At 63.3% G+C, this 24577-nt stretch carries 20 protein-coding genes and 1 tRNA gene; 10 read left to right on the top strand and 11 right to left on the bottom strand.

Annotated elements, in window-relative coordinates:
- The first annotated feature begins 256 nt into the window (after positions 1 to 256).
- Positions 257 to 766 carry a hypothetical protein gene (locus WD012_RS06765; RefSeq protein WP_339563003.1) on the top strand — a complete coding sequence of 170 codons (510 nt, stop codon included), beginning with the start codon at positions 257 to 259 and terminating at the stop codon, positions 764 to 766.
- Positions 763 to 1185, top strand: coding sequence for a variant leucine-rich repeat-containing protein (locus WD012_RS08535; RefSeq protein WP_479686354.1), 423 nt, complete (start codon positions 763 to 765; stop codon positions 1183 to 1185). The genes WD012_RS06765 and WD012_RS08535 overlap by 4 nt, the downstream gene beginning before the upstream one ends.
- Here the strand turns inward: WD012_RS08535 and rsmI are convergent.
- Positions 1180 to 2145, bottom strand: a complete 966-nt coding sequence (rsmI, locus tag WD012_RS06755; protein ID WP_422614380.1) for a 16S rRNA (cytidine(1402)-2'-O)-methyltransferase — start codon at positions 2143 to 2145, stop codon at positions 1180 to 1182. The two genes, WD012_RS08535 and rsmI, sit on opposite strands and share 6 nt — an antisense overlap.
- Before the next feature lie 170 nt (positions 2146 to 2315).
- Between rsmI and WD012_RS06750 the strand changes: the two genes are divergently transcribed.
- The 4 genes from WD012_RS06750 (at position 2316) to WD012_RS06735 (ending at position 6053) form a co-directional block, all read left to right on the top strand.
- Entirely contained in the window at positions 2316 to 3923 is a 1608-nt protein-coding gene (locus tag WD012_RS06750) for a dolichyl-phosphate-mannose--protein mannosyltransferase (protein WP_339563050.1), read from the top strand.
- Positions 3924 to 4406: 483 nt separating this feature from the next.
- Complete coding sequence (locus WD012_RS06745; protein WP_339563000.1) at positions 4407 to 4919, top strand: EAL domain-containing protein; 513 nt, start codon at positions 4407 to 4409, stop codon at positions 4917 to 4919.
- A gap of 149 nt (positions 4920 to 5068) precedes the next feature.
- On the top strand, positions 5069 to 5896 hold the full coding sequence (locus tag WD012_RS06740; RefSeq protein ID WP_339562999.1) for a DedA family protein: 828 nt from the start codon (positions 5069 to 5071) through the stop codon (positions 5894 to 5896).
- A gap of 84 nt (positions 5897 to 5980) precedes the next feature.
- Positions 5981 to 6053: transfer RNA gene (locus WD012_RS06735), tRNA-Ala, on the top strand.
- A gap of 517 nt (positions 6054 to 6570) precedes the next feature.
- Here WD012_RS06735 and WD012_RS06730 read toward each other — a convergent pair.
- The 7 genes from WD012_RS06730 to phoA form a co-directional block, all read right to left on the bottom strand.
- Positions 6571 to 7263 (bottom strand): MgtC/SapB family protein, encoded by a 693-nt coding sequence (locus tag WD012_RS06730; protein WP_339562998.1) that lies wholly within the window; start codon positions 7261 to 7263, stop codon positions 6571 to 6573.
- A gap of 115 nt (positions 7264 to 7378) precedes the next feature.
- Positions 7379 to 8086: an HAD family hydrolase gene (locus WD012_RS06725; protein ID WP_339562997.1), complete on the bottom strand. Its 708-nt coding sequence runs from the start codon at positions 8084 to 8086 to the stop codon at positions 7379 to 7381.
- A 219-nt stretch (positions 8087 to 8305) separates the two neighbouring features.
- Positions 8306 to 8860 carry a heat shock protein transcriptional repressor HspR gene (locus tag WD012_RS06720; protein ID WP_339563049.1) on the bottom strand — a complete coding sequence of 185 codons (555 nt, stop codon included), beginning with the start codon at positions 8858 to 8860 and terminating at the stop codon, positions 8306 to 8308.
- Between the two features lie 62 nt (positions 8861 to 8922).
- The gene (locus tag WD012_RS06715) at positions 8923 to 9942 is read right to left on the bottom strand and encodes a DnaJ C-terminal domain-containing protein (RefSeq protein ID WP_339562996.1); all 1020 of its coding nucleotides are present in this window, start codon (positions 9940 to 9942) and stop codon (positions 8923 to 8925) included.
- 258 nt (positions 9943 to 10200) lie between these two features.
- Positions 10201 to 10884: a nucleotide exchange factor GrpE gene (grpE, locus tag WD012_RS06710; RefSeq protein WP_339562995.1), complete on the bottom strand. Its 684-nt coding sequence runs from the start codon at positions 10882 to 10884 to the stop codon at positions 10201 to 10203.
- Positions 10884 to 12770 carry a molecular chaperone DnaK gene (gene dnaK, locus WD012_RS06705; protein WP_339562994.1) on the bottom strand — a complete coding sequence of 629 codons (1887 nt, stop codon included), beginning with the start codon at positions 12768 to 12770 and terminating at the stop codon, positions 10884 to 10886. The genes grpE and dnaK overlap by 1 nt, the downstream gene beginning before the upstream one ends.
- 712 nt (positions 12771 to 13482) lie before the next feature.
- A complete protein-coding gene (phoA, locus tag WD012_RS06700; protein WP_339562993.1) occupies positions 13483 to 15537 on the bottom strand; it encodes an alkaline phosphatase in 2055 nt (684 codons plus the stop codon).
- 316 nt (positions 15538 to 15853) lie between these two features.
- On the opposite strand from phoA, the gene WD012_RS06695 reads away from it, so the two are divergent.
- Entirely contained in the window at positions 15854 to 16882 is a 1029-nt protein-coding gene (locus WD012_RS06695; RefSeq protein WP_339562992.1) for a LacI family DNA-binding transcriptional regulator, read from the top strand.
- Positions 16883 to 16914: 32 nt separating this feature from the next.
- On the opposite strand, the gene WD012_RS06690 is transcribed toward WD012_RS06695, so the two are convergent.
- The 3 genes from WD012_RS06690 to WD012_RS06680 form a co-directional block, all read right to left on the bottom strand.
- The gene (locus WD012_RS06690; protein WP_339562991.1) at positions 16915 to 17688 is read right to left on the bottom strand and encodes a TraX family protein; all 774 of its coding nucleotides are present in this window, start codon (positions 17686 to 17688) and stop codon (positions 16915 to 16917) included.
- Positions 17689 to 17838: 150 nt separating this feature from the next.
- Positions 17839 to 18624, bottom strand: a complete 786-nt coding sequence (locus WD012_RS06685) for an HAD family hydrolase (RefSeq protein WP_339562990.1) — start codon at positions 18622 to 18624, stop codon at positions 17839 to 17841.
- 145 nt (positions 18625 to 18769) lie between these two features.
- Positions 18770 to 20380, bottom strand: a complete 1611-nt coding sequence (locus tag WD012_RS06680; protein WP_339562989.1) for an alpha-amylase family glycosyl hydrolase — start codon at positions 20378 to 20380, stop codon at positions 18770 to 18772.
- A 509-nt stretch (positions 20381 to 20889) separates the two neighbouring features.
- Here WD012_RS06680 and WD012_RS06675 point away from each other — a divergent pair.
- The 3 genes from WD012_RS06675 to WD012_RS06665 all read left to right on the top strand — a co-directional run bounded on the left by WD012_RS06675 (position 20890) and on the right by WD012_RS06665 (position 24576).
- Positions 20890 to 22158: an extracellular solute-binding protein gene (locus WD012_RS06675; RefSeq protein WP_339562988.1), complete on the top strand. Its 1269-nt coding sequence runs from the start codon at positions 20890 to 20892 to the stop codon at positions 22156 to 22158.
- 112 nt (positions 22159 to 22270) lie between these two features.
- A complete protein-coding gene (locus WD012_RS06670) occupies positions 22271 to 23677 on the top strand; it encodes a carbohydrate ABC transporter permease (protein ID WP_339562987.1) in 1407 nt (468 codons plus the stop codon).
- Positions 23674 to 24576 carry a sugar ABC transporter permease gene (locus tag WD012_RS06665; protein ID WP_339562986.1) on the top strand — a complete coding sequence of 301 codons (903 nt, stop codon included), beginning with the start codon at positions 23674 to 23676 and terminating at the stop codon, positions 24574 to 24576. The genes WD012_RS06670 and WD012_RS06665 overlap by 4 nt, the downstream gene beginning before the upstream one ends.
- Position 24577 lies beyond the last annotated feature (1 nt).

Genomic DNA, 24577 nt, shown 5'->3' with positions numbered 1-24577 from the left:
CGGAGCCTTGACCGGGGCGGGACCGTTTCCATACCGTGGTGCCATGGCAATGACAACACATCCGTGCAGCGCGGCGCCGGGGCACGCGCATCAGCAGCACGGGCAGCATCATCGGCGGCCCGGCGGCCACGAACCCCCGTCCCGCCCCTCCCCGAGCCGGGGTGACAGGCGCATCCCGAGGCGGCATACCGTCCCCATCGTGCACTTGCGCAGTCTTCCCGGACCGCTGGGCGTCACAAGGATGTCCGGTTCAGGTGTGCTCCACACGTTCGACACGGCCAGCGCCTATCTGGGGGAGCCCGCGGACACCTTGCACGGGCGCGGCACCATCTGCCTGCAGACGTCGCCGGCGAAAGTAATCGCCTGCGCCTCGCTTGCCGCGTGGATCTGGGTCGGCGGCGATTTTCCCTCCACCATCGACGTGGTATCCGACGCGCATTTCCGTTCGACCCTGCACGGGCGCAGAATCCGGCCGTTCAACCGAAGGATCGACAGCAGGCACATCACCACGGTCGGCGGCATGCCGGTAACCATACCGGTACGGACCGCTTGCGACATCGCCCTGATCCAGGCCGACGCCCGCAGAAGCGCCGACCCGTCGGCCGCCCGGCAGACGGTACGGCTCCTGATGGACCAGTACGATTTCGGCGCGGGCGAATGTCTTGACATGCTCGACGCCGACAGCAGGCATTGGCCGAAAATCCGCGAAGCGAGAACGTTCCTGGCATGCATCGGCGACACCGGAAACGAAGGCGGTGAACCATGAGACGGCTGGGGCGGCTCTTCGAGACGATACGACACCGGCACCGCAGCGCCCACACACCGGGAGACCCAGCCGATGCGTCACAGCGCCCTATCGGGATATCGCGCCTGTCCACGGCGTCATCGCCACAGACCGCTCCGGCACGCGGACGGGCCGCCGGAAGCCGGCCGACCGGCCCGCCGCCGGCACCGCCCGTACGCTATACGCCGGCCATCGCCTGCGACCCGGCGACCGAGATGCCGGTATTGTGGCGCATCGCCAGGGAACACCCGGATCTGCGCCGATGGCTGGTCGCCAATCCGCGGGCCGATGCCGCCATCCTGGAGTATGTGGCGCAGGCGGGAGGCCCGGGCGTCAGGGAAGCGTTCGACGTGCTGTTCGACGACGGCCCCGACGAGCCGGACGGGAAGCCGCCATTATGAGCGCATGTCCAGCACCGCGGAATACACCTGCTTGCGGTTGGCGAGCGAACCGTCCGGCAGGGGATGCTCCTGCACGACTTCGGCGATGGCGTCCTTGATGCGCAGCCCGTCCTCGCGCGCACGGTCGATGGACAGCACGGCAAGATCCTCCACGCTCAACGCGGAGGGCGCGCTGTCACGGGCTTCGGCATCGCTTGCCCCCTCGATGACCAGTACGATCTCGCCGCGCGGCGGGTCATCATCCACCGATTGTTTGATCTGACCGATGGTGCCGCGTCGAATCTGCTCGTAGTCCTTGGTCAGTTCGCGACACAAGGCCATGCGGCGGTCGGGGCCGAATTCGCCCAACAGGTCGGCCATGGATTCCGCGATACGATGCGGGGTCTCGTAGAACACGATGGTGCGCTGCTCGGCGCGCAAAGCACGCAGCCGCTGCAGACGCTCGGCGTGTTTGCGCGGAACGAACCCCTCGTAGCAGAACCGGTCGGTCGGCAAGCCGGACAGGGCGAGCGCATCCAGTACCGCGCTGGGCCCGGGGGCGCAGGTCACCGGCAGCCCGCGGTCGATCGCCCGGCGCACGATCGCCAGTCCCGGGTCGTTGATCGTGGGCATGCCGGCATCCGAGACCACCAGCACGGTGGCGCCCTCTTCGACGCTGTCCAGCAGTCCGTCCGCCTTGTTGCGCTCGTTGTGGTCATGGTAGGCGACCACCTTGCCGCTGACGTGTACGCCGAGCCGGTTCGCCAGGTCATACAGTCTGCGGGTGTCTTCCGCGGCGACGATATCGGCGCGTTCCAGCAGCGCCACCAGTCGTGCGGACGCGTCGCCCACATTGCCGATCGGCGTGGCCGCGAGTACGACCGTCCCGGCAGGCACGGCGATACCCGAGCCGGGATCGCCCGCTCCCCACGTATCCCGCCCCACGGTTCCGGGGCTATCATGTAAGGACTGCGGCGCCATCTGGCGTCCTTCGATGTCACTGGTCATACATCCAGTATCCTCTACCTTTGGGAGTGATGGTGTTGAGTTCCGTGAATTCTGGGCGAACACGCCCGTCGGCGGTAGCCACCGCCGCTGTGCTCCGCTTGCGTGCCCGCATCGCCGCCGCCCCCCGGCTGGTATCCTGGCTGCTGACCTTGCTGGTGGCCGCGTTCGGCGGCGCACTACGGTTCATCCGGCTTGGCGAGCCGCGTGCCGTGGTGTTCGACGAAACCTACTATGTCAAGGACGCGTGGACGATGCTGCAAACCGGCGAGCCGCGCAACTGGCCGGAATTCCTCACCCGAGACGGGTTGGATTACCCCGTTGACACGCTGTTCGCGCAAGGCGACACGAACCGGTGGCTGAGCAGCGCGGAATACGTGGTGCACCCGCCGGTAGGCAAATGGTGCATCGCGCTCGGCATGAAACTGTTCGGCGGCGCCGGCAACACCTTCGCATGGCGGGCGAGCACGGCGATTGCGGGAACGATCGCGATCATCATCCTGATCCGTGTGGCGTTGCGGCTGTTCGGCAACCTGTCAATCGCACTGTCCGCAGGCCTGCTCATGTCCGTCGACGGCGTGGGCATCACACTCAGCCGCACCGGCTTGCTGGATATCTTCATCATGGTGTTCGTGCTCGGCGCCTTCGACCTGCTGCTCATGCACCGCGATTGGGCCCGGGCGAAGCTGCGGGCACGGTACGCGATTGAATCCAGACGCCGGGACGCCCGATGGGTGCCCGACACCTCACGCCGCGCACGGCGCGTCTGGCGTGTCCGGTCTGCGCAAGCCGGCGACGAACCCGATGGCGGGCACGGCCAGGCGATGCTGTTGGATTCGCGCGGCCCGGTCATCGCGTTCTCCTGGTATCGTGCCGCCGCCGCGATCCTGGTCGGCCTCGCTACGGACGTCAAATGGTCCGGCATCTATTTCATGGCGGTGTTCTGCGTCATCAGCGTGATCTGGGATGCGTGGGAACGCTACCGCGCCGGGTATCGCAGCTGGCTGTCCACGGGGTTGCTGTGTGATGCGCCACTGACCGCCGTAACCATGCTGCCGCTGTGGGCGGGCACCTATCTGGCCGGCTGGGCGAGCTGGTTCATGCACCCGGATTCGTATATGCATGACTGGGCGCGCACGCATCCCGGCCAGGGTGTCACGTGGCTGCCGGAGGGCCTGCGTTCCTTTGTGGAGTATCACCGGGAGATGTGGCAGTTCCACACCACGCTCGACGCGCCGCATGATTACAAGGCGAACCCGCTGACCTGGCCGCTGCAGGTGCGTCCGACCAGCTTCTACTGGGAGAAGCTCGGCGGGCATCCGGGGCTGTGCTCGCTGGCCCCGAACTCGCAGTGCGTATCGGCGGTCACGTCGTTGGGCAATCCGCTAATCTGGTGGCTCGGATCATTGTGCACGATCGTCGGCATCGGCATCGCGATCGCCCGCCACGGCGACTGGCGTATCTGGGCTGTGCTCGCCGGATTCCTTGGCGGCTGGCTGCCGTGGGCACAGTATCTGCACCGCACGACGTTCACGTTCTACTCGATTGTGATCCTGCCGTGGATCATTCTCGCGATCTGCTATGTCGGCGATGCCGTACGGCGACGGGTCGCCGGAGGGACGTGGCGGATCGTGCTCGGCACGGCCTTGCTGCCGATCTGCCTGGTGTCGGTGTTCTTCTACCCGATCTGGACGGCGATGCCGGTCCCGTACGAGTTCTGGCTGAGCCATATGTGGTTCCAGTCATGGATCTGAGCGTCCGCAGGCCGTGTACATTTGCGGCAATAGAAACGTTGAAATTGCAACGCTGTCAAGACGTATTTTCGACTGTACACGATTGTACACTGCCTGTTTTGCCGCATGGGGCAGCACCATCAATCGCCCGGCATGCCCTGAACGATGCCGGACCGTGAACTACCAGTCACACGGCGAGCCGATACCCGTGCCAGGCCAAGCCGGCGCCCGCGGTATCCCGCCACAGTGCGACCGCATAGTCACACCACGACCGGATACCACCCCCGATCCGTCGATAACCGACGCTACCCGGCCGCCGTGCAAACAATCAGTCACACAGCTGCCGGATACCCACCACGCCAGTATCATCAGCACCGCCAGCGGACGCGACTCCCACACCGGCCGGGTGCGCCAGTCCGTCAAGCACGGTGGGCATAAGCGCGTGGCACCCGCTCACGGGCATGGAAACGGTGCATCGCGCTCTGCCTGGTAACCGGATACACCTTGGCACTGAACACCGCCAAAACCGAGTTCGATGATGAGCTGGAGGAACCCATCGCGATGCCCAACGTGGATATCGCGATCACGCAGGCGGGCACCACCTACTCCGAGATCTCCGCTCTCGCGAACATCCCGGTCAGGACCATCAGATTCGATCCGGGCATCATCAACGATTACCGCAATGCGCGTACCGTCACTTTGATGAAACGGTCGATCAAGCTTGCCGAGGCCGATGGCATCAGCCTGGTGTTCAGCGGCATCGACACCGTTGAGCAGACCAGGCTGCTCGACGACATCGGCGCCCGGTACACCCAAGGCAACATGTATGCCAGTGCGATGACGGCCCGGGAAATATGCGGATGCGGCTGGAAACCCTGGGGCTTGCGCCGGGCACGCCGGAGCCGATGCCTTCAGGCACCACGGCGGGACCCGCGCCCCAAGGCGAAACCGGCATCAATGCATTGTCCAAGCCGGAGTTCGATTTGTGACACCGTATGTTCACCATGCGTTCGCTGAATGTTTCTATACGATAATCTCGTGAAACTGGCGTCCATGCGTCCCGCCTCGCGGGATGCACGCGGTAGGCTTGAACGGCAACCGTATCACCGCCAGACGGACGGTCGTGGCCTGCGGGTACGCGGCATCTGGCATTCGACAAGGATATTATGGGGTTTATTGATTTTCTGGTCCGCCTGCTCAAGGATCCGCGCGCGGCCATCGCATCCTGGATCGCCATGGGCGTCGCCCCGACGCTGGGATTCATTTTCCTGATCGTGTTCATCGAGACCGGCGTGGTGTTCTTCCCGTTCCTGCCGGGCGATTCGCTGCTGTTCGCCGCCGGGTGCTTCGCCGCCGCTGACGCGACGACCGGCAAGGCCGCCCTGCCGTTGAACCTGCTGCTGCCGGTCGTGTGGGCGGCGCCAATCATCGGCGACCAGTGCAACTATTTCATCGGGCATTTCTTCGGCCGGCGAATCGTCGAATCCGGCAAGGTCAAGGCGATGACGCCGGAACGGCTTGCCCGCACCGAGGGCATGATCAACAAGTGGGGCCCGCTTGCCGTGTTCCTCGGGCGGTTCTTCCCGTTCATCCGCACGTTCATGCCGTTCATTTCGGGTATTTCCGGCATGAAGTGGCGGCGCTTCACCCCGTTCTCCGTGCTGGGCGGCCTGACATGGTCGACCCTGTTCACGCTGCTCGGGTATTTCTTCGGCGGCATCCCGTTCGTACAGAACAATTTCGAGCTGGTGATCGTCGCGATCCTGCTGATTTCGCTGGCCCCGACCTTCGTGGGGCTGATCAAGGCACGGACCGGCAAGCAGCGCGGACGCGGCACCGCCCCGGCACGGCACGCCTCCGGAACGGCCGAGACTGCCGAGGCGGGTATGCTGCCCAATGACCTGTCCGGCGCCGACCAGCTGAGCCCGACCAGTATCGCCCAGGCGACCATCAAGGATGCAGGCGAACTGGGCGAGGCGACACCGCGCAGCTGATTGACCGGCGGCGTGTTGGATTGCACTTGACGAGATCTTGTATTAGACTTTGGTGAGTTGTCTCGATGAGCAATCGTCGGGCACGGGGCTGTAGCTCAGTTGGTAGAGCGCTTCGTTCGCATCGAAGAGGTCGTGGTTTCGATTACCATCAGCTCCACGAAGAACCCTTCTGCATTCCACCGCAGGAGGGTTTTTCTTTTCCATTTGGGACGTTGCGGAATCCGGGGTCACCGGCCGAATGCGGGCCCGATCGCATCCACGGCCGTAACACCTGCGGGGATTATCGGCGATGGCTTGCTTCCTATATGCCGATATTCCCAGGTGCCGGAATCTCAATATCTCCCGCGACAACCCCAATCTGGAGCGTTGTTCAGAACAAAGTCCGAAAATCTCTGCGTTGAGAGCGATGCGGCGAGTTATTCAGGTTTCGCGGCTGTCGCCGAGCGGTGCCGATGGCCCAGAATCGTTGATATTCCAAGCTTTTTGAGATCCTACAGCCGGAGCCAACGTGCTTCGGGATCTCAATTTCCCTTGGAATCCCCCCCTCGAGCGTGAGATTTCCAGACTTTTCTTTCAACAATTCGACAAGAACGGCACATCGCTCGAGATGTTCAGTATCCACAGACAAGCGGGCCGACAACGAAGCAGCCTGATAGTGTCCAGTAGCCGCGGCGTCAGTCGTCGCGGGCGAGGACGTCGATATCGCGCACGCCGTCGATCTGCGCGATATCGCCGATGCAATCATGCAGCTCGCTCCTGTTGCCGGCAAGCCGCAGCTCGACCGCGGCACCCTGCCATGATTCCCCGTCGACGTCATGCGTGGAGACGACCTGCGTTTCGAACCCGTGCCGCGCGGCAAGCAGGAGCGCCTGACGCAACGCCCCCTTGCCGTCCTGGTAGGTGACGCGGATGACATAGTCGCGGTCGCGTTTGAGCACCCACACCACGACAGGCGCGATCGCCAGCACCACCGCGAAATACAGGCCGGTGATCAACAGCGCCAGTGGAAACATCCCCGCCCCGCACGCCATGCCCACGGCGGCGGCGATCCATATCGCGCACGCGGTCGTCAAGCCCCGGACAGTGTCATGGTTGAAGAAAATCACGCCCGCGCCGAGAAACCCGATACCCGTCACCACCTGAGCGGCGATACGCGAGGCATCCCAGGTAACGGATGACCCGACGACCGCCGGCACACCCTCGATGGACACCATGGTGAACAGGCAGCTGCCGAGGCCGACCAGGATATGCGTGCGGATTCCCGCATCCTTGCGACGCACCTCACGCTCGAAGCCGATGAGCCCGCACAACACCAACGCCGCCACGACGGCGAGGACATCCATCCATGACAACGGCACTACTCGCATATGACCGCCTCCGCGCTGCTCGACTACGAACCATATGATTCCAAGCCTAGCGCGGATGCAGCAGGACTACACCGCCAGCATGGCAGCGGCGATTCCCGATCGGGGAGGGCTGCCGTCAGTCTGCGGAAGGCCCTGACGCGGAATGCCCTGACTCCCCCGCCGCGCGTTCCTTCACGAACCGTTCGAATGTCTCGGCGGTGACCCCGTCGTAGCCGCGGATTGACGCATATCGGGGGCCGTGGGACGTATCCGTGCGGATATACCCGACTTGGGCGATGGTGGTCGCGCCGGACGCGGCGGCCGAACGCAGGCCGCTCATCGAATCCTCGACGGCCACGCAGCTCGGCATCTTGTCCGGGCCGATGCCAAGCAGCCTGCCTGCGGCCAAGTACGGTGCCGGATCGGGCTTTTTCTCCACGTCATCATCCCCGCAGATGTATCCGGTAAACATGCCTTCCGGCGCCTGCGCGACCAGGTTTTGTGCAAGATTGCGTGGCGATGTGGTGACCAGGACGGACGGGATGCCGGCATCCCTCAGCGAGCGCAGCACGTCCAGCACGCCGGGAATCCACGGCATGTGCAGGCTTTCCTGCTGCGTGACGTAGTCGATCATGCCACGGGAGATCTCCTCGATGGACAGCGCCGTACCGTGTTCGATCATCTGCCGGGCGACCTGGGGCACCGGCGTGCCGGAGCCTTTCCACGCGAGCTCCTCATCCCAGTAGCCTCCGTGCGCGGCTGCCAGACGCAGTTCGGACTCATGCCAGTAGGGCTCGGAGTCGATGAGTGTGCCGTCCATGTCCCAGAACACTGCTTTCAACATATTTGCCTCGCTTGCGCAACGATACGTGGTAAGGCGCGTCATGCGCCTGCCGGCCGGCGGCGGGGGCACCGCCCACGCAACCTGCCATGGCCATCTTCTCATGAGGCATGGCAAAAGATGTAGCGGTTAAGTGTCGCCGCGCGCCGGGGCGCCCCGGCATGGAAAAACCGCACATCCGTGGAGGGTGTGCGGTTGGGAAGAATGTGACGCTGGCGGGGGTTACCGGTATCCCCAGAGCACCATGGAGCGCGACGTGGAGCGTTGCGCATCCGTCCCGCTGGACGGCAATTCGCGGGCCTCTTCGCGAATATCGCGCCGCCACATACGGGCACGCCGTGAACGCTTCACCTGCATGATGCCGCCATCGGCGTCAGCTGCAAAGATACTGGCGTCGGCGGGTTCACGCAACCGGTTGACCTGTCGGCGCAATTGCCGGTTCTCTTCCTCGAGGTCGAGGATGCGCGCGACCCCGGCCAGGTTGACGCCGTCATCCTGGCTGAGCCGTTGCGCCCTGGCCAACCGTTGGATGTCACGCAACGAGTACCGCCGGGCGCCGCCGCCGGTACGGTACGGGGTGACCAGGCCCAGACGGTCATACTGCCGCAGCGTCTGCGGGTGGATATCCGCAATCTGCGCGGTACGCCCGACGGTGAACAACGGCAGGTCGATATCGAAGCCCACGTCGTCCGCGCCATCAAGGTCGGCGCGCCCTTCGACCAGCGCAGCCGCGCACATGTCATATAGCGCACGCATCTGCGGTGTCATCCGGACCATCATCACCCCTTTCTGCCATGTCTGCCGATTGCACTGATTCCCGGCGACGCCGGCCGTTACCGTCAGCGTTCCGCGGCGAGCTGATCGGCGAAGTCGCCGGTCGTGGAGTCGAACTCCTTCGCCGCATGCTTGACACCCAGCCCAGGTTTGGCGGGCACCCGGATCTGCACGCGGCCGACAAGATCGCCGTCACGCCCGGGCACGCCATGTCCGCCGATGCGGATTTCCGCCCCGCTGGATGAGCCGGCCGGCACCTTGAAGGTCACTTCGTTGCCGTCGATGTCCGTCGCCTTGATTTTGGCGCCGCACACGGCCTGGCCGACACTGACCGGCAGGTCCATGACGATGTCGTGGCCGCGCAGCGAGAACTTCGGGTCCGCCTTGACATGGACGGTCAGGTACATGTCGCCCGGCTTGCCGCCATGCAGGCCCGGCTTGCCTTTGCCGGGGATGCGGATCTTCTGCCCGTCCTCGACGCCGGCGGGCACGTGGGTCTTGAACTGCTTGCCGTCCACGCGTAACGACACTGTGGCGCCCTTGACCGCCTGGCGGAAGGTCAGGGAGATATTCGACTTGCGGTCGGCGCCCTGCTGCGGTTCGGGCGCTTCCCGGTATTCGCTGCGGTAGCCGCCGCCGAACGGGGCCCCCGAGCCGGCACCGGCACCGCCGCCGAACATCGAGAAGATGTCATCCATATTCGGCTGGCCGCCGCCGGATGTCGAGAACCGGATGCGCGTGCCCCCATTGCCGGGACCGGAGCCACCGCCGAACATCGACCCGAAGATGTCGGAGAAGCCGGACGCGTCGAATCCGCCTTGCCCGGAGCCGCCAGCGAACCTGGCGCCGCCCATGCCGAACTGCCGGATGGCGTCGTACTTCTGTCGCTGCTCCTTGTTGCTCAGTACGTCGTATGCTTCGGAGATGTCCTTGAACTTCTCCTCGGCCTCTTTGGTCTTGTTCAGATCAGGATGGTATTTGCGTGCCAGCTTGCGGTACGCCTTCGTGATATCGGCTTCGCTGGCGTCCTTGGAGACACCGAGGACTTTGTAGAAATCCTTGCTCAGCCATTCATTCTCAGCCATCTATGCCTCCAATCCTCATAGATTCTGCGGTACGTGATTTCAGCGTTTCCGCTTCCTGTTGCGTCCACACGGGTTTCCACACGCGTGGTGTTCGTTGGGTCTTACCCGCCGGGCCGCGTCAATCCGTTGAGCTGGATTGGCGCGGCCCGGCGAACGTGTTTCCGGCCGTCCGCCGCATCCCACGGGGGACGTATGGCGTCCCTCGTGGGATGCGAGACGACCGGTAGTGTGCGGGAGTATGGTTCCCGCCGGTATCGGTCAGTTCTGAGGCATGGACACCACCACGCGGGCGGCCCTCACGACGCGATCGCCGATCCGGTACCCCGCCTCGACGACGGTGTCGACTGTCTCTTTCTTGGCTTCGGGATCCGGCTTCTGCAGGACCGCCTCATGCTTGGTCGGATCGAAATCCTCGCCTTTCTCGCCGAATTTCTCGACGCCGAATTTGGCGAAGGTCTTGTCGATCTTGGTGGCGACCGCCTTGAACGAATCGTCCATCTGCCCGTGTTCACGGATCCGGTCGATGTCGTCCAATGCGGGCAGCAGCGAGGTGAGCACGTCGACGATGCCGTATTGGCGGCTCTGTTCGCGCTCCTTGTTCATGCGGTTGCGGTAGTTGATGAACTCCGCCCGCTCGCGCTGCAGCGCTTCCAGGTATTCGGCGGCTTCCTTCTTGGCCTGGCCCAGCGGGGTCAGGGAACCGTCCTTGTCATGCTCGGCGTCGCCTTCCGCGGGTGCGGCCTTGTCTGGCTGGCCGTCCGCGGCGGGCTGGCCCGCCTGAGGTTCCGCGGGAGCGGAACCGGACTGGCCGGCTGCAGCCGTGTCAGCGGCCGGAGCGTCCTGATGCGATGCCTGCCCGGCCGTGCCGGATGCGTTCTCGCCGTTCAGCGAGTCGACATCCGGCAGGTCCTTGAGGTAATCGTCCTTGTTGAAGTCGGACATTACTTGTTGTCCTTCTTGTCGTCGTCATCGTCCACGACCTCGGCGTCGACCACGTCATCGTCGGAGGACGGGGAAGCGCCGGAAGCCTGGCCGGAGGCGGCACCGGCAGCGCCGGCGGCGCCTTCGGCACCCTGTTGGGCGTACAGCGCCTGGCCGATCTTCTGCGCGGAGGTCATCAGCTCGCTCTGGGCGGTCTTGACCTTCTCGATGTCGTCGCCCTTCAGGGCTTCCTTCAAGGCGTTGACCTTCTCGGTGACTTCCTTGACCACGTCGTCGGACAGCTTGGCCTTGTTGTCGTTGACGAGCTTCTCGGTGGAGTAGGCGAAGGATTCGGCCTGGTTGCGGGTCTCGGCCTCTTCCTTGCGCTTCTTGTCCTCGGCCTCATGGGCCTGGGCCTCCTTGACCATGCGGTCGATCTCGTCCTTCGGCAGGGCGGAGCCGCCGGTGATGGTCATGGACTGCTCCTTGCCGGTGCCCTTGTCCTTGGCGGACACGTGCACGATGCCGTTGGCGTCGATGTCGAAGGTGACCTCGATCTGCGGGACGCCACGCGGGGCCGGGGCGATGCCGGTCAGCTCGAAGGTGCCCAGCGGCTTGTTGTCGCGGGCGAATTCACGCTCGCCCTGGTAGACCTGGATGAGCACGCTCGGCTGGTTGTCCTCGGCGGTGGAGAAGATCTCGGAACGCTTGGTCGGGATGGCGGTGTTGCGGTCGATGAGCTTGGTCATGATGCCGCCCTTGGTCTCGATACCGAGGCTCAGCGGGGTCACGTCGATGAGCAGGACGTCCTTGCGGTCGCCCTTGATGACGCCGGACTGGACGGCAGCACCGACAGCGACGACCTCATCCGGGTTGACGGACTGGTTCGCTTCCTTGCCGCCGGTGAGTTCCTTGACGAGCTCCTTGACGGCCGGCATACGGGTGGAACCGCCGACGAGCACGACATGGTTGATATCGCTCACGGAGATGCCCGCGTCGGACAGCACGTTGTTGAACGGCGTGCGGCAGCGGTTGAGCAGGTCGGAGGTCATTTCCTCGAAGTGCGCACGGGTGAGCGTCTCATCGAGGTGGACCGGGGTGCCGTCAGGCGTCATGGCCAGGTACTGCATGGAGATCTGCGTGCTGGTGGCGCTGGACAGCTCCTTCTTGGCCTGTTCGGCGGCTTCCTTGAGCCGCTGCAGCGCGATCTTGTCCTTGCTCAGGTCGACGCCGTACTTGTTCTTGACTTCGCCGACGAGCCAATCGATGATCTTCTGGTCCCAATCGTCGCCGCCGAGGTGGTTGTCGCCGTTCGTGGCCTGCACCTGGATGGTGGAGAAGCCGTCGTCGTCCTTGCCGATTTCCAGCAGGGAGACGTCGAAGGTGCCGCCGCCGAGGTCGAAGACCAGGATGCGCTCGTCTTCCTTGCCCTTTTCGAGGCCGTAGGCCAGTGCCGCGGCGGTCGGCTCGTTGATGATACGCAGCACGTTGAGGCCTGCGATCTTGCCGGCGTCCTTGGTGGCCTGGCGCTGGGCGTCGTTGAAGTACGCCGGGCAGGTGATGACGGCGTCGGTGACAGGCTCACCGAGCTTCTGCTCGGCGTCCCTCTTGAGCTTCATCAGGATCTGCGCGGAAATCTCCTGCGGGGTCCACTTCTTGCCGTCGATCTCGACCGTCCAGTCAGTGCCCATGTGGCGCTTGACGGAGCTGATGGTGCGATCGACGTTGGTGACGGCCTGGCGCTTGGCGACTTCGCCGACCAGGATCTCACCGGACTTGCTGAAGGCGACCACCGACGGGGTGGTGCGGGCGCCTTCTGCGTTCTCGATGACAGTGGGCTCGCCGCCTTCCAGCGTTGCGATGCAGGAGTTCGTCGTACCCAGATCGATACCAACTGCGCGTCCCATATATTCTCCTTTATTGTTGTTCTGTTGTCTACGTCTTCGCTCAATCGGCACCGCACCGGCACCGCACACAGGCCGTGCCGTTGGATGCTTCCAAACTTGAGCCTACATCACTCAACTTTGCATGGTCAACTTTTATTCCCGGTTGCGATAAAAATTTTTTTCCGGCACCGCACCGGCAAGATGCGCGGTCGATTCGCATGGTATGGGAACGATACCGCGAACACCGCGGCAATACGGCAGGTCTGGCGCATGCGGAATCATTGATATTCCGCGGATTTCCACGGACCGACCCCTTCACGCCACGCCATCGGCCCACGGTATCCTTTCCATACCGTGCATTCACCCCCTCGAAAGCCATCGGACGGAATCGGCGTCACCACAGGGGACTGCGCCATGCCACACGACCCCGCCATCGAGGCATAAAAACGCCGACCGCCCGCGAAACCGCGGATCAGCCGGCGTTCGCGTCCCGGAGGACGCCACACACAAAGGTTTCAGGGATTCCACCGGATTGTTCGTGTCCGGAAACGCACCCGAGCCTGCCGCACCCACCGGACCCGACCCCTTGGAGGCCAGCCCGGCCGATCGGCCGACCCGAATCGTCTTCCGGCGAGCCATCAGGCTGCCGGAAGACTCACGGGAACCCCTCTTCAGTTATCACGGCATGTGCCGGAACCCTTCGGCGACGCCACCGCTGACGTCGCCTCGGAGCTTACTTCCGGGCGAACAGGCCGCGACGCCATGCGGCGAGCAGACCGCCCGCGACAGCGAGCGCGAGGGCGACCATGACCGTGCCGAGGATACGGGTACCGGTCTTGCCGAGGGCCCCGAACAGGGCGCCCGCGACGCCGCCGTTCCCGGAAGCACCGTTCTGGCCGGCCTTGGCGGCGGTCTTCGGAGCAACCACCACGTTGCTGGCACCGTTTCCGGTCAGGCCGAACTCGGTGGAGACCTTCGTGCCCGACTGCTTGCCGGTGACGGTCAGCGTGTAGGTCGAGGCGCTCGGGTCGAAGCCCTTGACGCCGTTGAGGTCGATGGTCGTGGTGGCACCAGTGGCGACACGCACACCGGAGACCGCGGTGTCGTCGTTCGATGCGGCGAGCACGGTACCGGTCTCCGTGTCCTGCAGCTGGTAGCCGAGTACCGCGTCACCATCGAAGCCGGTGACCTGTGCCACGCCGTCCTTGACAGACACCTTGGCGCCCGAGGAGAGCGCGTTCTGCGCGTCGGTATCAGCAGCGAGGCCTAGGGCCTTGGCGATGGTGTAGAAGTTGTCCGTCTGGTCTGTCAGGCCGATGACGCGAGAAGCGCCAGGGCCGGAGGCCGCGATGCGCAGCTGCGTGCCGGTGTGCTCCATGCCGCCGTCGTTGTAGCCCTTGGAGGCGTCCTCGGCATCCGGGTCAGCGGCGGTTGCGGTTCCGTAGGATACGACGATCTGGGCGCCGTCAACCGGGGACTTGAGGATGGTGCTGAGCGCGTAAGCCGGCGGTTCGCCGACGATCTGGCTCGTGTGCGCGTGATCGGCGGTGACGATGATCAGCGTGTCGGACAGATCGACCTTCTTCAGCGCCGCGGAGATGGCCTTGTCGAGGTCGTCGGTTTCACCGATCTGGCCGCAGGCGTTGGCGGCGTGGTCCTGCTTGTCGATGGACGCGCCTTCGACCTGCAGGAAGAAGCCCTTGCTCGAGCTCTTCGGATTGGCCTGAAGCAGATCAATCGCCTTGTCGGTCATGTCAGCAAGCGATGCGGAGTTGCCGGCGGCGGTCTTGTTGCCCAGCCAGCCCGGGTTCGTGGAGCACTGGATGGCGCCACGCTGTTCGGTAAGCTTCTGGGTCAGGGCCGGCGTGTTGTTGAACTGGGTGGGCAGGTTGCCGTCGCCAAGCAGGGCGAGAACCGGCTGGTTCTCCTTGTAGGAGAGGGAAGCGAACGCGTCCACGTCGTTCTCGACGGTCTGGTAGCCGCGTTCCTTGGCCTGCTCCCACAGGGTCTTGCCCTGGTATTCGCCGGCCTGGGCGGTCTGGTTGAAGTACTTGGAACCGCCGCCGATGGTCACGTCGGCGCGGGTGTCGAGCAGCTGCTCGGAGATGGAGCCGATGCCGCCGTTCTGCTTGAGCTGGGCGACATCGCAGTTCTTCGCCGAATTGTCGGAGCTGCCGTCGGTCTTGCCTTGCGGCCCGTAGCAGGAGCGCTGGGTGGAGTGCGATTCGATCACTGCCGGGGTGGCGTCCTGGATTTCCGCGGTGGTCACGTTGCCGGTCGCCAGGCCCTTGGCCTTGGCCAGCTCGATGAGGTTGAGCTGCGGGTTCTGCGAGGAATCCACGGACACCGCATTGTTGTAGGTCTTGGTGCCGGTCGCCCAGGCGGAGCCTGATGCGGCGGAATCGGTCACCGGCGTGACGACGGGCTTGCCCGCGTCCTTGCTGCTGCCGCCGAGGGAGAACGTGGTGTACTGGCCCGTGCCGTTCTCCTTGGCGCCCGACAGGTTGGGCTGGCCGATCTTATCGAGACCGTCGAAGGATCCGTTGGCACCCTTGAGATAGTCTCGGGCGACGGTGATTTCCGAATCACCCATGCCGTCGCCGATGAACAGGATTACGTTCTTCGCATTCGCGGCCCCTACGGTCGCGATGCGCTGCGCGGCGCCATGCTGCGCAAGTTGCTCAGCGCTCTTGCCGTTTTGGGCGAAGGCGAGCGTCGGGAGGGCGGCGGCCGTGGCGATGGCGGCGAAAGCCGCTACAGCCCCGGTCATGATTGCATGTCGTTTCACTTCTATTCCTTTCCTCGACGAAAACCGGCAGGCTCCTGTTCGTTCGCCTGCGAACCATGCGGTCGTCGATCCGGTTTTCGTTCCGGTTGCACGCTATGACGGCAAAGCATCGGACAACGTTCGCACAGTCGAAGGGCATCCCAACTCTTGGTGAATTCTCAGCGAATTGGCCGGATGTCGTCCCAAAACCAGCATGATGGCGCAAACATCGCCGCCGTCGTGACAACGTTTGCAAAAATGATGAAACAGCTGTACAATATTCACCGCAAAGTCGGCGTCGAATCGTTGCACCATACAAGAGGGCAAAGGGGCTGGAATGGCTAAGGCTAGTATTCGGGATGTCGCCAAAGTGGCGGGCGTATCCATCTCGACGGTATCGCGCGCCTTCACGCGCCCTGATCTGGTATCGCAGAAAACACGAGACAAGGTGCTCAGCGCCGCCGACAAGCTCGATTTCAACATCTCGCGGTCAGCCACCGCGCTGAAGACCGGCCAGACCTACCGCGTCGCCCTGCTCATGAACGAGGAGATAACCAGCTGGTTCAACATGGAGGTGTTCGCCGGTCTCAACGATGTCCTGCATGACGCCGGCTATGACATCTCCCTGTTCCAGCACATCGATACCGCCGAGAACCGCAAGGAGTTCTTCACCGCACTGCCCGTGCGCCGCAATGTCGACGCCGTATTCGTCAACTCGTTCGGCATCGACTCCTACGAGGTCACGCAGCTCAAGCGCGTCCACGTGCCGATCATCGGCATCAACATCCCGTCGACCTCGAACTTCGACGCCTCGGTAAGCATCGACGACGAGGAGGGCATGTTCATGGCGACCCAGCACCTGATCAACCTCGGCCATCATCACATCGTGTACACGTGCTCACAGGCGGCCGAAGGCATCGAATCCAGCATCGACAACCGAGGGCGCGGCTTCATCAGGGCCTGCAAGGCGGCCGAGCACAACCACGACCTGCAATGGCAGGTACTGTCCGTCCCGCGCGGGCGAGAATTCGCCGATTCCGCACTGACGGCGCTGCTCGCCCTCGACGAGTTCCCCGATGCGATCTGCTGCCAGATGGATATGATGGCCATCCCCCTGGTGCTCAAGCTCGAACGCTACGGCCACACCACCCCGCGGGACTATTCGATCATCGGTTTCGACGACAGCCCGTACGCCGACACCATCAACCTGACGACCATGCGCCAGGATCCCCGCGCCATGGGCCGCAACGCCGCACAGAAGGCGCTGAAGCTCATCGCGGGCGAAACGCCCGGCAACGCGCATGAGACCATCCAGCCGCAGCTGGTGCTGCGCGGCTCGGACGCCGTCTTCAACCACGCAAGATAACCCGGCGCCCGGCCCGCCGCCTTATACCTCACCTACATCACCGGCAGCGCGCACACCAGGAGGGTCAGCGGGTACAAGACGTAGAACGCCCATTTGACCCACGGCCGCGTATATCCGAGCTCGTCCGTGCGCGTGTGGAGCATCGCCACGCCGACCGCCGGCATGATGAAGAACACCGCGCCGAGCACGCCAGCGGTCATCATCATCGTGTTCTCATGCGCGTCCATCAAGTGGAACACCAGCGCCATGCCGACCAGCAGCAATCCCATGTTGAGCATGCCCTGGCGCAGCCCGACGCGGAGGATCAGCACCCATGCGAGCCCGGCGATAGCCACCAGGACCGACACAATCCATTTCGACGCGCCCTGCAGATGCTCGCGCGCCCAGTCAATCGCGGCGATCACGATCAGCGCCACCACCAGGGCGAAGACCGGGTTCTGCGAGCCCATATCCCACACCTTGCCGGATGTCGCCATATCGTAGGGAACCTCGGAAACCAGCGCGAGCACCAGCAGCCGCACCCCGTACAGCACGGCGTTATGCGTATGCCGGTAGCCCTGCACCAGCAGCCAGGAGTACAGCGGGATGGCCGTCCACGACACCACCTCGCACGCCACCAGGATGGTCATCGCCACCATATCGTCCAAACCGGCATGGTACCCCAGCATCCCGGGAAGCATCGTGGTCCCGAGCGTCGCCAGCAGCACGAACAGCCAGCCCACGATCTTGACGCGGAACTCGGTCATACCTTTCCTGCGCGTCTTTGCGCCGTTGACTACCTGCTCGTCGGCAAGTCCATTTGACATGGCGTTCTCCATACCCGGCATGCACCACCTATATCGCGTTAATCTTCACTGTTCACCGGAACCGGCAGGCGGCCTGCAGCCTGTGTCGCACCGGCGGCTGCGTGCCATTATCCCATGGCACGCTGGGAGCGGGCCGAAAGACGGCGGTTTTCACTCGCTGAGCACAAACCTGGTCAACGCCTGATAATCAGCCCCTTCAAGCGAGAGTACCGCCTGCGGGCATACACCGGGATCATCCGGACGGGAAATCGCCGTGTGTAGGTACACGCCGTCAATGCCGGCGGCGGCCGCGCCCTTGATGTCGCATTCCGTTTCATTGCCGACCATCAGTGCCTGGTCCGGCGTGGTCAGCTCACGCTCGAGCGCCCTGAGGAAGAACAGCGGCGATGGCTTGCGGATGCCCTCCTCGCTGGAGATGAGGATGCGGTCAAGCACCCTGGACAACCCGCTTTTGACGAGTTCTGGGCGCGTATAGCACGCCTGCGCATTGCTGACGAGCACGACGCGACGGCCTGACCGCTTCAATGCGTCGAGCATCTCCACTGCACCGGAATACACGCGGAACTTGCTGGTGCAGGCCTGCCGGAACACCCATGCCGCATTCGCCGCAAGCCGCGGCGAGGCCACGGTGCCGCCCGCGGCGTACAGCCGTTGGAACACCGGAAGCACATCCGGCTCGACCCAGTCGGGATGCTGTGCACTCTTGCGCGCCTCCTGCACATTGACGGCGTTCAGCTGGTCGAAGCTGGCCTTCAGATGCGCGGCATCATCGTAATGGGCGCCCGTCGCGTCAAGGAACTCCCACAGCTCCTGCCACGGCTTCGCCGCCTGTTCGTCGGTGTGGATGTCGATCAGCGTCCCATACAGGTCGAATAGCACCACCTCGTATCGCATAGCCACGTCATATCCTCTCTTGTCCGCCTGCATTGCCTGCATGACGCCTGACCACGGGTTCACCGGCCCGGCCCACGCCCCGCACTGATTCCAGACAGGGCCGACCCGGGCCTATCAACCGGTTTCTTCACATTGTACGCACGTACCCCCGTCGACCCGCATATCGGCCATCAGCCGGGGGTGCGCCTCACACGCGCACCACCGCGAAGCTTTGCGGCCCCAATTCGACCGTATCGCCATGGGCGCTGACCCGGCCCAGGCAAAGCAGCGCATCCGGGTCGATGGCACCGTCGCCCTGCGGCGGCACGGTGATGGTTTCACTGCCCAGACCCGGATTCATCGCGACAACAAGGCGTTCGCTGCCGTCTTCGGCGATGCGTGCATATGCGAAGGAACGGCCTTGGGCCGGTTGGGCGAGCACGGTCATCGGCGCCTTGGCCCGCAACGCCGGATGGTCGGCGCGCAGGGACAGCAGGTTGCGCACCCAGGCGAGCATCGAATCGGGCCGCCGTTCCTGCTCGGCGACATTCGGCGCCTGGGGGTCCGGGTCCACGGGCAGGTACAGCGACTGCGGGTCGGCGTTCGAGAACCCCATGTTCTCCGTGTTGTCCCACTGCATGGGCGTACGGCTCCCGGTACGCGCGTATCCGCCTTCCTTGGTGGGCAGGTCGCGGTATCGCATGCCGATCTCGTCACCGTAGTAGATGAACGGCACGCCCGGCATGGTCAGGAACATGCCGAACGCCACCTGCTGCTCGCGGGTGGTCAGGCGCGGGGCGAGTCGCGGCGTGTCGTGGTTGCAGGTGATGAAGCAGAAATACCCCTTGCCCCGGATCGCCTGGTACTGCGGGATGTACTGGCCCAGGAACTCCTGGACGCTGCCGCCGCCGTTGGCGCTGAAATAGCTGTGGTCGCCCGCCGTGTTGAGTGCGTTGTCCGTGTTGCGCGCCAGCAGGTTGTACCCGTTGGGCTTGCCATCGAACCTCCAGTCAAGATAGAAGTCCATGTCGAAGCCGGCTTCCAGCGCCTGCGCGGGAACGCCCCATTCGGACACGAACGCCGCCTGCGGGAATTCGGCCTTGATGGTGCCGAGCATCTCCTGCCAGGCCTTGATGGTCTCGGGCTTGTCGTCCCCGTCGTTCTTGACCAGGGAATTCGCCATATCCACGCGGAAGCCGTCGCAGCCGAGCCCAAGCCAGAAACGCATGATATCCACCATGGCGTCACGTGTGGCCTTCGCCGCCGGTGAATCGGGGGACATCTGCCAGGACCGGTCGCGTCTGGCGAACCCGTAATTCAGGGCCGGCTGGCATTTGAAGAAGTTCAGGATGTACGTCGCATCCCGTTCGCTTTCCCCGCCGATGAACGGCATCGAGTAGCCTTCGAATGCACTGTCGGTCCAGATGTAACGGTCCGAGTACCCGTTGCGTTCGGCGCGCTGGCTTTCCCTGAACCATGGGTGTTCCTCGCTCGTATGCCCCGGCACAAGATCGAGCAGCACGTGGATGCCGCGCGCATGCGCCTGGCGGAACAGCTCGACCAGGTCGTCATTGGTGCCGTAGCGCGGGGCGACCTTGCGGTAGTCGCGCACGTCATAGCCCGCGTCCTTGAACGGCGAGTCGTAGCACGGATTGATCCACAGGGCGTTGCAGCCCAGTGAGGCGATGTAGTCGAGCTTGCCGGTGATGCCGGGGATGTCCCCGATGCCGTCGCCGTTCGAGTCGCAGAAGCTTTGCGGGTAGATTTCATAGAACACCGCGGTGTCGAGCCATGCCGGCCGCGTGAATCCAGAAGCCATGACGGTTGTCCTTTCCTGTGTGCGCCCGCCTGTTCCCCCTCGGCGGTACATATGCCGCCGGGCCGCCGCATGTGACGCGACGTTGCGCGCACACGCAGGAGGGGATCGCAGGCGGGTCGCATCCCTTCCTCGGCCTATTCGTATTGAGGTCCCGCAGCAAACGCTAGCACAGTTTATTCAACCGACACCCGCACAAACCTGGCGGGGCCACAATCCCGCGTCAATCGTTACAATACCGCCGCGCAGAATCGCAGAATGGCGCGGTTTTCCAACGAAAAACCGCAAAAAAGACACGCGCATGGGGGCAAATTTTCATCGTTTTTTGCGAACGTATGCAAATTCATGTATACTGTTGTGCGGTTCGGAGGTACGCATAAGATCCGCCCACTGCGGTGAGCGGGCGTGCACCTGGACGGGAACCCGCAAGGGCGAACGGCAAAGGTGCTGACCGCTGCACCGAAAAAACACTCGCTCCGCGAACAACGGAGCGGCATTTTAGGAGGTCAAGGATGACAAACATGAAGAAGATCCTGAGTGTCACCGCCGCTGCGGCGATGCTGCTCGGAGTCAGCGCCTGCGGTTCCAGCAACAATGGCGGTACCGCGGCTAAGAGCACCCAGGCAATCAAGCTGACCGTGTGGGGCCCGTCCGAGGATCAGGCCAAGTCTGATTCCTGGCTGCCGACCATGGAGAAGCAGTTCGAGAAGGCTCACCCGGAGTACAAGATCACGTGGAAGAACGCCGTGGTCTCCGAAGGTGACGCAGGCACGACCGTCAAGCAGGATCCGTCCGCCGCGGCCGATGTCTACATGTTCTCGAACGATCAGCTCGGCACCCTGATCGACGCCCAGGCCATCGGCGAGGTCTCCGATGACGCCAAGGCCCAGATCAAGAAGCAGGACGACGAGGCTGTCATCAAGTCCGTCACCGGCACCGATGGCAAGATCTACGGCGTTCCGTTCACCGGCAACACCTACTTCATGTTCTACAACAAGTCCAAGTTCTCGTCTGACGACATCAAGTCCCTCGACACCATGCTCCAGAAGGGCAAGGTTTCCTTCAACCTCGGTAACTCCTGGTACCTGCCGGCCTTCTACACCGGCGCTGGCATGACCCTGTTCGGCAAGGACGGCGCCACCGCCAAGGATGGCGTGAAGATGGATTCCGCCGCCGCGACCGATGTCACCAAGTACCTCGTTGACCTGGTCAAGAACCCGAACTTCGTCGTGGACAACGACGAGGGCGCCGGCCTCGCCGCTCTGCAGAACGGCACCGTGGACGCCATCTTCTCCGGCACCTGGTCCGCTTCTGACGTGAAGAAGGCCCTCGGCGACAACTACGCCGCAGCCCAGCTGCCTTCCTTCACCACCTCCGGTGGCGAAACCTACCAGATGAAGGCGTTCTACGGCTCCAAGGCTGTCGCTTACAACCCGAATTCCAAGGCTCCGCAGGCCGCCGCTGAGTTCGCCACCTACCTCGGCTCCACCGAGGCTCAGAAGGCCCACTACACCATGCGCCAGATCGTCCCGACCGACAAGTCCCTGGCCTCGACCTACAAGAACGATCCGGCCGCCGTGGCTCAGAACGACACCATCGCGAACACCTCGATCCTGCAGCCGACCATCACCGCGATGGGCAACTTCTGGGATCCGTGCAAGACCTTCGGCACCGCCATCGTCAACGGCGATGTGACCTCTGACAACGCTCAGGCGAAGGTCCAGGCTTGGATCGACGGCTACAAGAACATCGCTTCCACCAGCTCCTCCTCTTCCAAGTGAGCAAGCGCATAGCGTAAGCAAGTAGACAGTGTCTCAGGACGCCCCGCCCCCGGATTCGCGGGGCGGGGCGTCCTGCACGTAACCATCATCAAACAATCGAAAGGTCGTCCGCATGACAACTGCGACAACCACGACGGGACATCGGGCGCGCAAGCGTAAGCGCAGCAACGCCGATGGCGTTCAACCGTCGCCATATAGATTCTCTGTAGCTTGGAAGAACGGGGATGTCCTGACGCGCCTCTCCCTGTTCGTCTTCGGTCTCGGCGACCTTGCCCGCAAGCAGATCGTCAAGGGTCTGGCGTTCCTTGCCAGTGAAGTGCTCATCATCCTGTACCTGGTCGACAAAGGCGGCACCTATCTGAGCAAGCTCACCACGCTGGGCACCGCCAAGCAGACCAAGGTCAAGGTCAACGGCTTCTGGGTCTACCAGGCCGGCGACAACTCGGTTATCATCCTGCTGTACGGCGTCATGAGCGTGTTCGTCGTCATCCTGCTCATTCTGCTGGCAACCCTGTCCCTGCGCAGCGCATACAAGGCGCAGGTCGCCATCAAGAACGGCGAACGTCCGAACACCATCGGTCAGGACCTGCGTTCCCTGTTCGACCAGAACGCGCACGTCGGCCTCATGTTCCTGCCGACCCTCGGCATCGTGGTCTTCACCATCCTGCCGCTGGTGTTCATGATCTCCATGGCATTCACCAGCTACGACCAGAACCATACGGTCCTGTTCTCCTGGGTAGGTCTGAAGAACTTCGGCACCGTGTTCGGCAACAGCGGCGGCGACGTGAACGCCAAGCTGTTCTTCTCGGTGCTTGCATGGACGCTCATCTGGGCGTTCTTCGCCACCTTCCTGAACTTCTTCCTCGGCATGTTCATGGCCATGATCATCGAGCGCAAGACCATCAAGGGCAAGGCCTTCTGGCGCGCATGCTTCTCGATGTCCATCGCAGTGCCGCAGTTCGTGTCACTGTTGGTCATGCATACCATGCTCCAGCGTGACGGCGCGATCAACCGCTTGCTGGAAAGCTGGGGTTGGATCAGCGGCCCGCTGCCGTGGCTGTCGAACGCCACGTGGGCCCGCGTCACGGTTATCGTGATCAACCTGTGGATCGGTATTCCGTACACCATCATGCAGATCACCGGTATTCTCCAGAACGTGCCGACCGAACTGTACGAAGCGGCTGAAATCGACGGCGCAAACTGGTGGCAGCGGTTCTGCAACGTGACCATGCCGTACATCTTCTTCGTGCTCACGCCGTACCTGATCACCACCTTCACGGGCAACGTGAACAACTTCAACGTGATCTACCTGCTCACAGGCGGCGAACCGACGCCTGTCGGCGCGTCCGCAGGCAAGACCGATCTGCTCATCACCTGGCTGTACAAGCTGACGGTCGACAAGAACAACTACAACCTGGGTGCGGTCATCGGCATCATGACGTTCATCGTCCTTGCCGTGGTCTCGCTGCTGACCTACCGCAGCTCCGGTTCGTACAAGAATGAGGAGGGCTTCCGGTGAGTAATCCAACTGCTGACACCACAGTCGCCAAGGACACCAAGAGCAAGGGCAATTCGTACAAGCGCCGTATCGCCGGCGATGTCGTCGCCTACATCTTCCTGACCATCATGGCCATCATCTGGCTCATGCCGATCGTGTGGGTGTTCCTCGAAAGCTTCAACAAGAACACACAGCCGTACCAGAGCACATTCTTCCCGACGAAGTACACGTTCCACAACTACGTACAGCTGTTCACGGAGACCGACGTGATGAACTTCCCGCGTATGTTCCTCAACACGCTGGTCATCGCCATCTTCGTGTGCATCATCTCGCTGTTCTTCGTGCTGTCCGTGTCCTTCTGCATGTCCCGTCTGCGCTTCCGCGGACGTAAGACCTTCATGAACATCGCCCTCATCCTGGGCATGTTCCCGTCCATCATGGCCGTCATCGCGGTCTACTTCATCCTCAAGGCCTTCGGCCTGACGGAAGGCGGATTCGTGATCATCGCCCTGATCCTCGTCTACTCGGCGGGTTCGGGCGCAGGCTTCTACGTCATGAAGGGCTACATGGACACCATCCCGATGTCGCTTGACGAGGCCGCCTACCTGGACGGCTGCACCAAGTGGCAGGTGTTCACCAAGATCATCATCCCGATCTGCAAGCCCATGATCGTGTACCAGGCGATTATCGGCTTCCTGACCCCGTGGCTCGACTTCGTCATGGCGAAGGCAATCGCCCGCACCCAGGACAACTTCACCGTCGCCCTGGGTCTGTGGCAGATGCTGCAGAAGGAATACATCAATCAGTGGTACGCCCGCTTCGCCGCCGGCGCAGTGTGCGTCTCCATCCCGATTGCGATCCTGTTCATCGTCATGCAGCGCTTCTACCAGGAGTCCATGTCGGGCGCAGTCAAGGGCTGAA

This window comes from Bifidobacterium thermophilum, assembly GCF_037482445.1.
GTDB lineage: Bacteria > Actinomycetota > Actinomycetes > Actinomycetales > Bifidobacteriaceae > Bifidobacterium > Bifidobacterium thermophilum_B.
Note: the sequence above shows the minus strand (reverse complement) of the source record. Positions and strands in the feature narration are given on the sequence as shown.